The organism is Geopseudomonas sagittaria (assembly GCF_900115715.1).
In the GTDB taxonomy this organism is placed as follows: domain Bacteria; phylum Pseudomonadota; class Gammaproteobacteria; order Pseudomonadales; family Pseudomonadaceae; genus Geopseudomonas; species Geopseudomonas sagittaria.
The window spans coordinates 67,888-81,864 of sequence record NZ_FOXM01000013.1; the positions used below are offsets into that span (position 1 = coordinate 67,888).

The following is a 13,977-nucleotide window of genomic DNA, read 5'->3' on the forward strand; positions in this document are numbered from 1 at the left end:
CGCCGGTGAAGGAACAAGTGGTGTATGTGGTCGATGACGATCAGGGCCTGCTCGATTCGACGGTCTGGCTGCTCGAGTCGGTCGGCCTCAAGGCCCTGCCGTTCACCAGCGGGCGGGCCTTTCTCGACGCCTGCGACCCCGGCCTGACGGCCTGCGTGCTGCTCGACGTGCGCATGCCCGGCATGGGCGGCCTCAACGTGCAGGAGGAGCTGCGCGCGCGCGGCATCGACCTGCCAGTGATCTTCGTCAGCGGGCATGCCGACGTGCCGATCGTGGTGCGCGCGTTCAAGTCGGGGGCCTGCGACTTCATCGAGAAGCCGTGCAACGAGCAGCTGCTGCTCGACAGCGTGCAGCAGGCGCTGCGCCGCCAGGCCGAGCGTCGCGGCCGCCAGGGCGGCCCGGCCGCCCTGCGCGCGCGGCTGGACAGCCTGACCCCGCGCGAGCGCGACGTGCTGCTGCCGCTGGTGCAGGGCTACACCAGCCGCGAGATCGCCGAGCAGCTGGAGATCAGCGTGAAGACCGTCGACCTGTACCGCGCGCGGGTGATGAAGCGCATGCAGGCCGAGCGCCTGGCCGATCTGGTCGGCATGGCCTGCGCCGCCGGGCTGGTCGATCCGCTCGACCTGCGCGGCAGCGCATCCGCTCAGTCGGCGCAGGCTCCGCAGACGCAGCAGGCATAGGCGACCAGCAGGCTGTCGATGAGCTCGTGAATGGTCATGGGCGTTTCCTCCGCGTGGATGCGGCCAGTGTCCGCCGTCGGGCGGGCGGCGGCCGCTTGAATCCCTCAATCACTACGATAGCCGACCGCTGGCAAGGAACTTGCCCGGCGGCATGACGGTCTGCAGGGGAGTGTCGATGCCTTCATCGAGGAGTTCCCCTGTCGTGACCCGCCAAACCCTAGTCGCCGGCCTGCTGGCCCTGCTCAGTCCATCGCTGTGGGCGGCGGACTGCAGTGTCGCTATCGAGGCCAGCGACCGGATCGCCTTCAACACCGACCTCATCGAGGTCAGCCGCAGCTGTCGGGAGTTCACCGTCCACCTGCACCACACCGGCCGTCTCGAGCACACCCGCATGGGCCACAACTGGGTGCTGGCGCGCGCCCGCGAGCAGCAGGCGGTGGCCAACGCCGGCCTGTTCGGCGGTCTCGGCCACAACTTCGTGCGCCCCGGCGATGCGCGGGTGATCGCCAGCACCCGCCTGCTCGGCGGCGGCGAGGCGGACTCGGTGACCTTCCCGGTCAGCCTGCTCGAGGACGGCGAGCAGTACCAGTTCTTCTGCTCGTTCCCCGGCCATGCCCCGCTGATGCGCGGCACCCTGCGCCTGGTCGACTGACCCGCTCCCCCCACGGCTGGCTCTATCGCGGGCTTCGCGGCGACGTCGCGGGCGGCGTATGCTGTGCGCCCGCTGCCCGCGAGCCCGTCGGCGGCTCTCTGCTATTGGCCGCTCAAGGAGTCTGCCGCCGATGATTGCCCTTCAGGCGATAGTGCCGATCTTCCTGCTGGTCGCCCTCGGCTACCTGCTGTCCTGGCGTGGCTGGCTCGCCGCCGAGGCGGTGGGCGGGCTGTCGACCATGACCTTCAAGCTGTTCATGCCGACCCTGCTGTTCACCGGCATCGCCCGCGCCGATCTCGGCGAGGGCCTGGCGCCGGGCCTGCTGCTGGCCTACTTCGTGCCGGTGCTGGCGGTGTTCGTGCTGGTCAACCTGTGGGTCCATCGCCAGCGCGGCAGCGCCAGTCCGCTGGGCCTGACCGCCAGCTACTCGAACAACGTGCTGATCGGCATCCCGCTGGTGACCACTCTGCTCGGTGCGGACCAGCTGGTCTACCTGTTCGCCGTGCTGGTGTTCCACAGCCTGACGCTGTTTTCCCTGCAGTCGCTGTACGTCGCGCTGGGCCAGGGCGACGGCAGCCGGGTCGACCTGCGCGGCCTGCTGAAGAGCCTGTTCAACCCGGTGATCAACGGCCTGCTGCTCGGCGCGCTGGTCAACGGCCTCGACCTGCCGCTGCCGGCGGCGGTGTGGAAGGTGGCCGACTGGCTGGCCGCCGCCGCGCTGCCCTGCGCGCTGATGGTGCTGGGCATGGGGCTGAGCCGCTACCGCTTGCACCCGTCGACGGCGGTGTTCGCCCTCACCGCGATCAAGCTGCTGGCCTTTCCGGCGCTGGTCTGGTGGTGCAGCGGCCTGCTCGGCCTGAACGAGGCGGCGCGCGGTGTGCTGCTGCTGATGGCCGCCTGTCCGACCGGGGTCAACGTGCTGGCCTTCGCCACCACCCCCGAGGACAACCGCACCCTCGGCTCCGCGGTGTTCCTGTCCACCGTGCTGGCGGTGGTCAGCCTGCCGTTGTGGATGCTGCTGGCCGGCCGCTGAGCGGCGGGACCTGCTGCGGGCGCTGAGCCGTTCAGGCCGAGGGGACGCGGCGCGCGCCCTGCTGCTCCTTGTGGGCGATCCAGTGCTCGACCAGCTCGCGCAGTTGCGACAGCTCCACCGGCTTGGCCACGTGGCCGTCCATGCCGGCCTCGAGGGCGCGCTGGCGGTGCTCGCCGAGGATGTGCGCGGTCAGCGCCACCACCGGGGTGCGCGGGCGCTGGCCGGCGGCCTCCCAGGCGCGCAGTTGCTCGGTGGCGGCGAAGCCGTCGAGCACCGGCATCTCGCAGTCCATCAGCACCAGGTCGTAGTGGCGGTTCTGCATGGCGCGCAGCGCATCGCGGCCGTTGCTGACCAGGTCGGGGACCAGATCGAGCTTGCCGAGCATGCCCTGGATCACCTTGGTCGAGATGCTGTTGTCCTCGGCGACCAGCACGCGGAAGTCGGCCGGCACCTGCAGCGCCGGCGCCTGGCGGTGACTGCCCGGAGCGGCGAGACCGCGCCGCTGGCGGCCGAGCTCCTCGGCGAGGGTGGCCTTGAGGGTGTAGCCGGCCACCGGCTTGGCGAGGATGCGGCTGATGCCGGCATTGCGTGCCACCAGCTTGCTCGGCGCCTGGCTCTGGCCGCCGAGCATCACCAGCAGCAGGTCGTGGTTGATGTAGGGGTCGGCCTTGATCCGCGCCGCCAGCTGCAGGCCGTTCATGCCCGGCATGTCGTAGTCGAGCAGCACCGCATCGAAGTATTCGCGCAGGTTGGCCTTGGTGCGCAGCAGCGCCAGCGCCTCGGTGCCGGAAGCGGCGCTGCTGGCCTGCAGGCCCCAGCTGCTGCACTGCTGGAGCAGCACCTTGCGGCAGGTCTCGTTGTCGTCGACCACCAGCACCCGCGCCTCGCGCAGCTGCAGGTCGGGGTCGAGGGCCACCTGGTTGAGGCTGGCCGGGTCCAGCGGCAGGCTGAGCCACAGCGTCGAGCCCTGCTGGTTGCCGCTCTCGATGCCGAACTCGCCGTGCATCAGGTCGACCAGCTGGCGGCTGATGGTCAGGCCGAGGTAGCCCTCGGAGTGGTTCTCGTCGAGATAGTCGCGGCTGTGCAGCTGGCGGCTGAGCAGCATGTCGCGCTCCACGGCGCTCAACGGCCGGCCGCTGTCCTGCACGGCGATGCGCAGGCGCGGCGGCGTGTTGTCGCGCTCCAGGGCGGCGACCAGCAGCACCTCGCCCTCGTCGGTCTGCCTGAAGGCGTGGTCCAGCAGGTTGAGCAGGGTCTGGCGCAGGCGGCCCGGGTCGCCGCTGATGGTGCGCGGCACCTGCGGCTGGATGAAGCCGATCAGCTCGACGCCCAGCTGTTCGGCGCGGGCGCGGAAGATGTCGAGACTCTCCTCGATCAGCGCGTGCAGGTCGAACTGCACGTCGTCCAGTTCGATCTCCCCGGACTCCAGGGCGGAGAGGTCGAGGATTTCGTTGATCAGCAGCAGCAGTTCGTTGCCCGAGCTGTGGATGGTCTGCACGTAGTCGCGCTGCTTGGCCGACAGCGGGGTGCCGAGCAGCAGCTCGCTCATGCCTAGCACGCCGTTCATCGGGGTGCGGATCTCGTGACTGATGCGCGCGAGGAACTTGGCCTTGCCGGCCTGTTCGGCGCGGCTGGTAGCCTCGGCGCGGCTGGCGCTGAGGTGGGCATGGGCGCGCTCGCGCTGGGCGCTCCTGAGCACCAGGCTGTAGAGGAACAGGCCGATCAGGGCGGTGGTCAGCAGCGCGGCATTGACCTGCGCCGGCAGCTCCGGCCAGACCCCGCTGAGGCCGAGCAGCGGCGGCAGGGCGCACAGCCCGGCCTGCACCAGGTTCTGGCGGTCGCCGCCGTAGCTCAGGCGCATCAGGTGGTAGACCAGCAGCATCAGCAGCACGCCGAACTGCATGCCGAGCAGCAACCGGCTGTCGAGCGCCGCCAGGCCGGAGGCGTGATCCAGCTGGCTCAGCAGGGCGAGGGGCAGCGCCAACAGCGCGCTGGCGAGCAGGGTCATGGCAATCCGGAGCCGGCGCACCATCGAGCATCCATTCTGGCTGAAAGTCGGCGAATTATAGAGAACAGCGCGGGGGGAGGGGGGAATTCTGGACAGAAAACAGACAATCCGTAGCGCTTGGCCGGCGGGCGCCGCTGCCGGCGCGGCCGGGCCGCCTGACGCGCCGTTGTGGCGCGTCAGGCGGCGAGGGCATCAGCCTTCGCCGCGCTCGCGGGCGATGGCGCGGTAGCCGATGTCGTGGCGGTAGAACATGCCGTTCCAGCGGATCTTCTCGGCCAGGCGATAGGCCTGCTGCTGGGCGTCGGAGACGCTGGCGCCGATGGCGGTGGCGCACAGCACGCGGCCGCCGGCGGTGACCACCTGGCCCTGGGCGTTCAGCGCGGTGCCGGCGTGGAACACCTTGCCGTCCAGCTGCGCGGCCGCGTCGAGGCCCTCGATGACGTCACCCTTGGCGTAGTCGCCCGGGTAGCCGCCGGCAGCCAGCACCACGCCGACGGTCGGCCGCGGGTCCCAGGTCGCCTCGACCTTGTCCAGCGCCTTGGCCAGCGCGGCCTCGACCAGCAGCACCAGCGAGGACTCCAGGCGCACCATGATCGGCTGGGTTTCCGGGTCGCCGAAGCGGCAGTTGAACTCGATGACCTTGGCCTTGCCGGCCTTGTCGATCATCAGCCCGGCGTACAGGAAGCCGGTGTAGACGTTGCCTTCGGCGGCCATGCCGCGCACGGTCGGGTAGATGATCTCGTCCATCACCCGCTGGTGCACCTCGGCGGTGACCACCGGGGCCGGCGAGTAGGCGCCCATGCCGCCGGTGTTCGGGCCGCTGTCGCCGTCGCCGACGCGCTTGTGGTCCTGGCTGGTGGCCATCGGCAGCACGTGCTCGCCGTCGACCATGACGATGAAGCTGGCTTCCTCGCCGTCGAGGAATTCCTCGATGACCACGCGCGCGCCGGCGTCGCCGAAGGCGTTGCCGGACAGCATGTCGCGTACCGCTTCCTCGGCCTCGGCCAGGGTCATGGCGACGATCACGCCCTTGCCGGCGGCCAGGCCGTCGGCCTTGACCACGATCGGCGCGCCCTTCTCGCGCAGGTAGGCCAGCGCCGGCTCGACCTCGGTGAAGTTCTGGTAGTCGGCGGTGGGGATGTTCTGCCGGGCCAGGAAGTCCTTGGTGAAGGCCTTGGAGCCTTCCAGCTGGGCGGCGGCGGCGGTCGGACCGAAGATGTCCAGGCCGCGCGAACGGAACAGGTCGACCACGCCCTTTACCAGCGGTGCTTCCGGGCCGACGATGGTCAGCTGCACGTTGGCGGCGGCGAAGTCGGCCAGCTGCTCGATGGCCAGCACGTCGATGGCGACGTTCTCGCACTTGGCCTCGGTGGCGGTGCCGGCGTTGCCCGGGGCGACGAAGACCTTCTCGACGCGCTTGTCCTGCGCCACTTTCCAGGCCAGGGCGTGCTCGCGGCCGCCGCTGCCGATGATCAGTACGTTCATGTTTCAAGCCTCATGTTGATCGTTCCCACGCTCTGCGTGGGAACGGCGCTGTGGACGCTTGGCGTCCGCGGCATGGGACGCCGAGCGTCCCGGGCTGCATCCCCACGCGGAGCGTGGGGACGATCGGCAATCGGATCTTAGTGACGGAAGTGGCGCATGCCGGTGAACACCATGGCAATGCCCGCCTCGTCGGCGGCGGCGATCACCTCGGCGTCGCGCATCGAACCGCCCGGCTGGATCACCGCGGTGATGCCGGCCTTGGCGGCGTTGTCGATGCCGTCGCGGAACGGGAAGAAGGCGTCGCTGGCCATCACCGCGCCCGGTACCGGCAGGCCGGCGTGTTCGGCCTTGATCGCGGCGATGCGCGCGGAGTTGACCCGGCTCATCTGGCCGGCGCCGACGCCGACGGTCTGGCGGTTCTTGGCGTAGACGATGGCGTTGGACTTGACGAACTTGGCCACCTTCCAGGCGAAGATCAGGTCGTGGATTTCCTGCTCGCTCGGCGCGCGCTGGGTGACCACCTTGAGGTCGGCCTCGGTGATCATGCCGATGTCGCGGCTCTGCACCAGCAGGCCGCCGTTGACGCGCTTGTAGTCCAGGCCGGCGATGCGCTCGGCCGGCCACTGGCCGCATTCCAGCAGGCGCACGTTGGCCTTGGCGGCGACCACTTCGCGGGCCTCGGCGGACACGCTCGGGGCGATGATCACCTCGACGAACTGGCGCTCGACGATGGCCTTGGCGGTCTCGCCGTCCAGCTCGCGGTTGAAGGCGATGATGCCGCCGAAGGCGGACTCGCTGTCGGTGGCGTAGGCGAGGTCGTAGGCCTTGCGGATGCCGCCCTCGTTCTCCGGGACCACGGCGACGCCGCACGGGTTGGCGTGCTTGACGATCACGCAGGCCGGCTTGGTGAAGCTCTTCACGCACTCCAGCGCGGCGTCGGTGTCGGCCACGTTGTTGTAGGACAGTTCCTTGCCCTGCAGCTGCTTGGCGGTGGCGATGCTGGCCTCGGCCGGGTTGGCCTCGACGTAGAAGGCCGCGTTCTGGTGCGGGTTCTCGCCGTAGCGCATGTCCTGCGCCTTGATGAACTGGCTGTTGAAGGTGCGCGGAAACTCGCTGCGGCCTTCGGTGGACAGGGTCGCGGCGCTCTGGTCGACGGTGCCCAGGTAGTTGGCGATCATGCCGTCGTAGGCGGCGGTGTGCTCGAAGGCCTTGAGCGCCAGGTCGAAGCGCTGGGCGTAGGTCAGGCCGCCGCTCTTCAGGGATTCGACGATGCCGGCGTAGTCGCCGGCGTTGACCACGATGGCGACGTCCTTGTGGTTCTTGGCCGCCGAGCGAACCATGGTCGGGCCGCCGATGTCGATGTTCTCGATGGCGTCCGGCAGGGTGCAGCCGGGCTTGGCCACGGTGGCGGCGAACGGGTAGAGGTTGACCGCGACCAGGTCGATCGGCTGGATGCCGTGCTCGGCCATCACCGCGCCGTCGAGGTCGCGACGGCCGAGGATGCCGCCGTGGATCTTCGGATGCAGGGTCTTCACCCGGCCGTCCATCATTTCCGGGAAGCCGGTGTAGTCGGCCACTTCGACGGCATTGACGCCGTTGTCACGCAGCAGCTTGAAGGTGCCGCCGGTGGAGAGGATCTCGACGCCGAGGGCGGCGAGTTCGCGGGCGAAGTCGACGACGCCGGTCTTGTCGGACACGCTGATCAGCGCGCGGCGGACGGGGAGGCGGGTGGTCTGGTCGGTCATCTCGGATTCCATCAGGACAGGATTGGACAGAAGAGGAGGCGGTCGGCCGCCTCCTTTCGAGCGGATAGGGTCAGAGCAGGTCGTACTGCTTGAGCTTCTTGCGCAGGGTGCCGCGGTTCAGGCCGAGCAGTTCGGAGGCCTTGGTCTGGTTGCCCTTGACGTAGCGCATCACGGTCTCCAGCAGCGGCGCCTCGACCTCCGACAGCACCAGATTGTAGACGTCGGTCACCGGCTGGCCGTCGAGGTGGGCAAAGTAGTTGTGCAGGGCCTGCTCCACGCTGTCGCGCAGGGTCTGACGCTCCTCGCTGGGGGCGATGAGGTGCTGTTTCAGGTTGGCGTTGTCGCTCACGGCAGTCGTTCCACTCACTAAATTCTCGGTCAGGGTCGTCATGCGGCCGTCCCTCTGCAGATGTCCCTTTGCCTGGCGAAGAAGCCGCGCACCTGCTCGTGCTGGGCGTGCGGACAGTCCAGGCGATTGAAGTCGTTACGAAAATCCCTGGCACCGGGCAGAGTGGCCAGATACCAGCCGACGTGCTTGCGGGCGATGCGCACGCCCATCACCTCGCCGTAGAAGGCATGCAGCTCGGCCAGATGCTCGAGGAGGATGCGCTCGACCTCCTCGAGTGGCGGCCCGGCCAGCAGTTCGCCGGTCTGCAGGAAATGGTCGATCTCGCGGAAGATCCACGGCCGGCCCTGGGCGGCGCGGCCGATCATCACCGCATCGGCGCCGGTGGCGTCGAGCACGGCGCGGGCCTTGTGCGGCGAGTCGATGTCGCCGTTGGCGAACAACGGCAGGCTGACCGCCTCGCGGATCGCGGCGATGGTGGCGTACTCGGCCTCGCCGGTGTACAGGTCGGCGCGGGTGCGGCCGTGCACCGACAGGGCGGCGATGCCGGCCTGCTCGGCGATCCGCGCGACGGTCACGCCGTTGCGGTTGTCGCGGTCCCAGCCGGTGCGGATCTTCAGGGTCACCGGCACGTCGACGGCAGCGACCACGGCATCGAGGATTTCGCCCACCAGTTTTTCGTCCTTCATCAGCGCCGAGCCGGCGGCCTTGTTGCACACCTTCTTGGCCGGACAACCCATGTTGATATCGATGATCTGCGCGCCCAGGTCGACGTTGCGGCGTGCCGCCTCGGCGAGCATCTGTGCATCGCCACCGGCGATCTGCACCGAGCGCGGCTCGGGATCGCCGGCGTGGAGCATGCGCAGGCGCGATTTGCGGCTGTGCCACAGGCTCACGTCGCTGGTGAGCATTTCGGCCACCACCAGGCCGGCGCCGAGACGGCGACACAGTTGGCGGAACGGACGATCGGTGACGCCGGCCATGGGAGCCAGGATCACCCGATTGGGGAGCGTGTAAGGGCCGATGCGAACCACCGACATGGGGTATCCCTGCCGCAGGGGCAAATCAGCTGCTGGAAAAGGGTGGCGATGATACCCGCTCCGCAGGTGCGGTTAAAGACTGTTCTGAGTATTTTTTGAACAGCGCCCGCTGCATCTCAGTCCGGCGAGTGGAAGCCCAGGCTGTAGTTCACCGCGCGGGTGCCGGGGTCGACGATCTCCAGGGAGATGTGGATCGGCGTCTGCGGCGGCATGTCGGTGCGCCCGGCCAGCTCGCCGGCGAGGTACTCGCCGGGCTTGAAGCTGCGCCTGGCCAGCGGCTGGCCGTTGATGTCCTCGAAGCGCAGTTCGAGCAGCGGGAACGGCTGGCTGAAGGTGGCGCGGTTGTAGATGATCGCGTCCACGGTCAGTGCGCCGGGATGGGTCGGGTGGTTGCGCACGGTCAGGTTGCTGCTCTTCACCAGGCTGACGTCGACCCGCGGCGGCAACTCGCAGCCGAGCAGCGGGCAGACCTTGTCGAACCAGGGGCGCAGACGGTCGTCGCGGGCCAGCTCGTCGAAGTGGTAGTAGACGTACTGGCCGGCCAGGCCGCCGAGGGCCAGCAGGATCAGCAGCAGCCAGAGCAGGCGGCGGGCCCAGCCCGGTCCCTGCTGCGGCTGCCAGTCGAGCTGCAGCGGTTCGTCGCTGAGGCTGAGCAGGCCTTCGTCGCGCAGGCGCGGTTCGCTGCGCCGCGTGCTGCCGGCGGCGGCTGCCGCCGCCAGGCTGGCGGCCGCGGCGCTGACGGTGATCGGCTCGTCGCGCTCGGCGCTGAGGCCGCCGTCGAGGTGTCGCGCGGCTTCCTCGGCGTCATCGGCGAATTCGGCCAGGTCCTGGTCGCCGTTGTCCAGCTCCAGCGGCAGCTCGTCGCTGAGGCTCGGCTCCGCACGCAGGCTGCTCGGCGCGCTCGGCGGGACCTTGGCTGCCGGCTGGTCGTTGAGCAGGGCTTCGACCCAGCTTTCGTCGTGGGGATCGCGCCGGTTGTCCGCTGCCGCGCCGAAGGAGCCGAGCAGTGGATTCTCCGGCGGCTGGTAGTCGCGGAACTCGCTGCTCAGCTCGAAGCTGTCCTCGTCGAGCTTGTCGAACTCCTCGTCGAGATCGAGATCGTCGAGGTCGAGATCGTCGTGGATCCACAGGGTGTCGTCGACTGGTGCCGGTGCCGGTGCCGGTGCCGCAGGCGCTGCGGCTGGGCTGACGTCGTCCGCCGGCAGGGGCGGTGCGGGCTGGTAGCCAGCCGGCTCGGCGTAGGTGCCGGCATCCTGGTCGAGGGCGCTGCTGGCCAGGGCGCCCGCCGCGCCGCCAGCCAGGGCGCCGCCCACGGCCGCGCGCACGTCGCTCGCCGCGACCGCGTTCTGCACCATGCTGTGCGGCGCGCGCGCTGTGCTGTCCGGCACTGCTGCCGGGCTGGCCGCCCGTTCGCCGGCCAGCTGCTCGGCGGCGTTGAACACCTGCAGGCAGGCGCCGCAGCGCACGGCGCCACGAGCCATGCCCAGCTGCGCGCGGGTGACGCGGAAGCGGGTCTGGCAGTGCGGACATTGGGTGACGAACGACTCGGTCATGCTGCGGCAATCCGGAACAGGTCAGATGCTCATTCTAGCGCAGCCGGAGCGCCCCGGCTGCGCCTCGCGCGGGGGTCAGCGGCGCACGCCGCTGATGCGTACCCAGCCGTCCTTGACCGCGGTCGGGTCGAGGTCGAAGGCGGCGGCGTAGGCGTCGCGCACTTCCTCGGCCTGCTCGGCGAGGATGCCGGACAGCGCCAGGCGGCCACCCGGCTTGACCAGCGCGGTGATGGTCGGCGCCAGCTGCACCAGCGGGCCGGCGAGGATGTTGGCGACCACCACGTCGACCGGCTGCTGCGGCAGCTGCTCGGGCAGGTAGACCGGGAAGGCCTCGGCCGGCAGGCCGTTGCGCCCGGCGTTGTCGCGCGAGGCCTCCAGCGCCTGCGGGTCGATGTCGGTGCCGAGCGCCGACTCGGCGCCGAGCAGCAGGGCGGCGATGCCGAGGATGCCCGAGCCGCAGCCGAAGTCGAGCACCCGGCAGCCGCCCAGCTGCTGGCCGTCCAGCCACTCCAGACACAGCGCGGTGGTCGGGTGGGTGCCGGTGCCGAAGGCCAGGCCCGGATCGAGCAGCAGGTTGACCGCGTCGGGCTCCGGCGCCTCGTGCCAGCTCGGCACGATCCACAGGCGGCGGCCGAAGCGCATCGGCTGGAAGTTGTCCATCCAGCTGCGCTCCCAGTCCTGGTCCTCGATGCGCTCGACCTGGTACTCGGGCAGCTCGCCGCCGCGCTGCAGCTTGAGGTGGGCGAGCACCGCGTCGGTGTCGGTGCCGTCCTCGAACAGGGCGAGCAGGTGGGTGTGGGTCCACAGCGGGGTGGTGCCCAGGTCCGGCTCGAAGATCGGCTGGTCCTCGGCGTCCATGAAGGTCACCGAGACCGCGCCCAGCTCCAGCAGCTGGTCTTCCAGCACGGCGGCCTGGTGGGGAGTGATGGCGAGTCGGACTTGCAGCCAGGGCATGGCGGAGGCCTCTTGAAGATGGGCGGGCGAAGGCGGGCAAGCTTACTGGAGGGGCGGCGGAAACGACAGAGGCCGCCCGAAGGCGGCCTCTGTGCAAGCAGCGAGTCAGACTCAGTGCTTGTCCATACCCAGTTTCTTTTCCAGGTAGTGGATGTTGACGCCGCCCTTGCAGAAGCCTGCGTCGCGGACCAGGTCGCGGTGCAGCGGGGCGTTGGTCTTGATGCCGTCGACGATCAGCTCGTCGAGGGCATTGCGCATGCGGCCCAGCGCCTCGTCGCGGCTGGCGCCGAAGGTGATCAGCTTGCCGATCAGCGAGTCGTAGTACGGCGGTACCACATAGCCGTCGTACAGGTGCGAGTCGACGCGCACGCCGTTGCCGCCCGGGGCATGGAAGTGCTTGACCTTGCCGGGGCTGGGCATGAAGGTGCGCGGGTCTTCGGCGTTGATCCGGCATTCCACGGCGTGACCGCGGATCACCACGTCTTCCTGCTTGATCGACAGCTTCTCGCCGCCGGAAATGCGCAGCATCTCCTTGACGATGTCGACGCCGGTGACCATCTCGGTGACCGGGTGTTCCACCTGCACGCGGGTGTTCATCTCGATGAAGTAGAAGTGGCCGTCTTCATAGAGGAACTCGAAGGTGCCGGCGCCACGGTAGCCGATGTCGATGCACGCCTGCACGCAGTGGGCCTGGACCTTGCGGCGCGCGGTCTCGTCGATCAGCGGGGCTGGGGCTTCCTCGATCACCTTCTGGTGACGGCGCTGCAGCGAGCAGTCGCGATCGCCCAGGTGGATGGCGTTGCCCTGGCCGTCGGCGAGTACCTGGATTTCCACGTGACGCGGATTGGTCAGGAACTTCTCGAGGTAGACCATCGGGTTGCCGAAGGCGGCACCGGCTTCGGTACGGGTCAGCTTGGCCGAGGAGATCAGATCCTCTTCCTTGTGCACCACGCGCATGCCGCGACCACCGCCGCCACCGGCGGCCTTGATGATCACCGGGTAGCCGACCTGGCGGGCGATCTCCAGGGCTTCGGCCTCGTCTTCCGGCAGCGGGCCGTCGGAGCCGGGCACGGTCGGCACGCCGGCCGCCTTCATGGCGTCCTTGGCCGACACCTTGTCGCCCATCAGGCGGATCACGTCGGCGGTCGGGCCGATGAAGGCGAAACCGGACTTCTCCACCTGCTCGGCGAAGTCGGCGTTCTCGGCGAGGAAGCCGTAGCCGGGGTGGATGCCGTCGGCGCCGGTCACCTCGGCAGCGGCGATGATCGCCGGGATGCTCAGGTACGACTGGGTCGCGGACGCCGGGCCGATGCACACGGATTCATCGGCGAGGGAGACGTGCATCAGGTCGCGGTCGGCAGTCGAGTGCACAGCCACGGTCTTGATGCCCAGTTCCTTGCACGCGCGCAGCACGCGCAGGGCGATCTCGCCGCGGTTGGCAATCAGGACTTTTTGCAACATCGCAGGAATCTCCGCGTGTTAGACGATGGTGAACAGCGGCTGGTCGAATTCGACCGGATGACCGTTTTCCACCAGGATCGAGCCGATGGTGCCGCTGGCTTCGGCCTCGATGTGGTTCATCATCTTCATCGCTTCGACGATGCACAGGATGTCGCCCTTCTTCACGGTCTGGCCGACTTCGACGAACGAAGCGGAGGTCGGCGAGGAGGCGCGGTAGAAGGTGCCGACCATCGGCGAGCGCACCACGTGGCCGCTCAGCGCCGGAGCAGTCGGGGCGGCGGCAGCGGCCGGAGCGGCAGCCGGGGCAGCGACCGGAGCCGGTGCCGGAGCCGGGGCGTACATCGGCTGGGCGGCGTACTGCGGCTGCTTGCTGTGGCGGCTGATACGTACCGACTCTTCGCCTTCACAGATTTCCAGCTCGTCGATACCGGACTCTTCCAGCAGTTCGATCAGTTTCTTGACTTTACGAATGTCCATCAGGGCGCTCCAAAAGAGGTCAGGGGCGTTGCAGTTGTTCGATTGCGGCTTCCAGTGCCAGGCGGTAACCGCTGGCGCCGAGCCCGCAGATCACGCCTACCGCTACGTCGGAGAAGTAGGAGTGATGGCGAAAGGGTTCGCGCTTGTGCACGTTCGACAGGTGAACTTCGATGAATGGGATGCTCACCGCCAGCAACGCGTCACGCAATGCGACGCTGGTATGGGTAAAAGCGGCCGGATTGATGATGATGAAGTCGACACCTTCGCCGCGGGCGGCGTGGATGCGCTCGATCAGTTCGTACTCGGCATTGCTCTGCAGGTGCTGCAGGTGATGGCCGGCGGCACGGGCACGGGCCTCCAGGTCGCTGTTGATGTCGGCGAGCGTGGTGGCGCCGTAGACGCCCGGCTCGCGGGTGCCCAGCAGGTTCAGGTTGGGGCCGTGCAGAACCAGGAAGGTGGCCATGCGTGCGTCCTGTCAGAGGGAGGTTCGGAAAAAGCTGCCGGAATATGCCGGAAAAACCGACCGCCTGTCCAGCAGCCGTT

12 protein-coding genes and 1 pseudogene are annotated in these 13,977 nt (G+C 69.0%); 3 read left to right on the forward strand and 10 right to left on the reverse strand.

The features are described 5' to 3' along the window. Positions 1 to 5: 5 nt before the first annotated feature. The 3 genes from BM297_RS15705 (at position 6) to BM297_RS15715 (ending at position 2,365) form a co-directional block, all read left to right on the forward strand. Entirely contained in the window at positions 6 to 680 is a 675-nt protein-coding gene (locus BM297_RS15705) for a response regulator transcription factor (protein WP_394328023.1), read from the forward strand. Positions 681 to 855: 175 nt separating this feature from the next. Next, positions 856 to 1,332 (forward strand): azurin, encoded by a 477-nt coding sequence (azu, locus tag BM297_RS15710; RefSeq protein WP_092433284.1) that lies wholly within the window; start codon positions 856 to 858, stop codon positions 1,330 to 1,332. A 130-nt stretch (positions 1,333 to 1,462) separates the two neighbouring features. After that, positions 1,463 to 2,365, forward strand: a complete 903-nt coding sequence (locus BM297_RS15715; RefSeq protein WP_092433165.1) for an AEC family transporter — start codon at positions 1,463 to 1,465, stop codon at positions 2,363 to 2,365. A 31-nt stretch (positions 2,366 to 2,396) separates the two neighbouring features. Here BM297_RS15715 and BM297_RS15720 read toward each other — a convergent pair. The 10 genes and pseudogenes from BM297_RS15720 to aroQ form a co-directional block, all read right to left on the reverse strand. Further along, positions 2,397 to 4,178: pseudogene (locus BM297_RS15720) on the reverse strand (response regulator); the annotation flags it as partial. A gap of 387 nt (positions 4,179 to 4,565) precedes the next feature. After that, positions 4,566 to 5,858: a phosphoribosylamine--glycine ligase gene (purD, locus tag BM297_RS15725; protein WP_092433167.1), complete on the reverse strand. Its 1,293-nt coding sequence runs from the start codon at positions 5,856 to 5,858 to the stop codon at positions 4,566 to 4,568. Between the two features lie 137 nt (positions 5,859 to 5,995). Next, complete coding sequence (gene purH / locus BM297_RS15730; protein WP_092433169.1) at positions 5,996 to 7,603, reverse strand: bifunctional phosphoribosylaminoimidazolecarboxamide formyltransferase/IMP cyclohydrolase; 1,608 nt, start codon at positions 7,601 to 7,603, stop codon at positions 5,996 to 5,998. A gap of 70 nt (positions 7,604 to 7,673) precedes the next feature. Continuing rightward, complete coding sequence (fis, locus tag BM297_RS15735; RefSeq protein ID WP_092433171.1) at positions 7,674 to 7,994, reverse strand: DNA-binding transcriptional regulator Fis; 321 nt, start codon at positions 7,992 to 7,994, stop codon at positions 7,674 to 7,676. Continuing rightward, positions 7,991 to 8,989, reverse strand: coding sequence for a tRNA dihydrouridine synthase DusB (gene dusB, locus BM297_RS15740; protein ID WP_092433174.1), 999 nt, complete (start codon positions 8,987 to 8,989; stop codon positions 7,991 to 7,993). Before dusB ends, fis begins: the two co-directional genes overlap by 4 nt. A gap of 116 nt (positions 8,990 to 9,105) precedes the next feature. Further along, a complete protein-coding gene (locus BM297_RS15745) occupies positions 9,106 to 10,542 on the reverse strand; it encodes a DUF3426 domain-containing protein (RefSeq protein ID WP_092433175.1) in 1,437 nt (478 codons plus the stop codon). 75 nt (positions 10,543 to 10,617) lie between these two features. Beyond that, positions 10,618 to 11,496 (reverse strand): 50S ribosomal protein L11 methyltransferase, encoded by an 879-nt coding sequence (gene prmA / locus BM297_RS15750; protein WP_092433176.1) that lies wholly within the window; start codon positions 11,494 to 11,496, stop codon positions 10,618 to 10,620. A gap of 111 nt (positions 11,497 to 11,607) precedes the next feature. Continuing rightward, on the reverse strand, positions 11,608 to 12,957 hold the full coding sequence (accC, locus tag BM297_RS15755; RefSeq protein ID WP_092433178.1) for an acetyl-CoA carboxylase biotin carboxylase subunit: 1,350 nt from the start codon (positions 12,955 to 12,957) through the stop codon (positions 11,608 to 11,610). An 18-nt stretch (positions 12,958 to 12,975) separates the two neighbouring features. Next, complete coding sequence (accB, locus tag BM297_RS15760) at positions 12,976 to 13,434, reverse strand: acetyl-CoA carboxylase biotin carboxyl carrier protein (RefSeq protein ID WP_092433179.1); 459 nt, start codon at positions 13,432 to 13,434, stop codon at positions 12,976 to 12,978. Between the two features lie 19 nt (positions 13,435 to 13,453). Beyond that, the gene (gene aroQ / locus BM297_RS15765) at positions 13,454 to 13,897 is read right to left on the reverse strand and encodes a type II 3-dehydroquinate dehydratase (RefSeq protein ID WP_092433181.1); all 444 of its coding nucleotides are present in this window, start codon (positions 13,895 to 13,897) and stop codon (positions 13,454 to 13,456) included. Between the last annotated feature and the right edge of the window lie 80 nt (positions 13,898 to 13,977).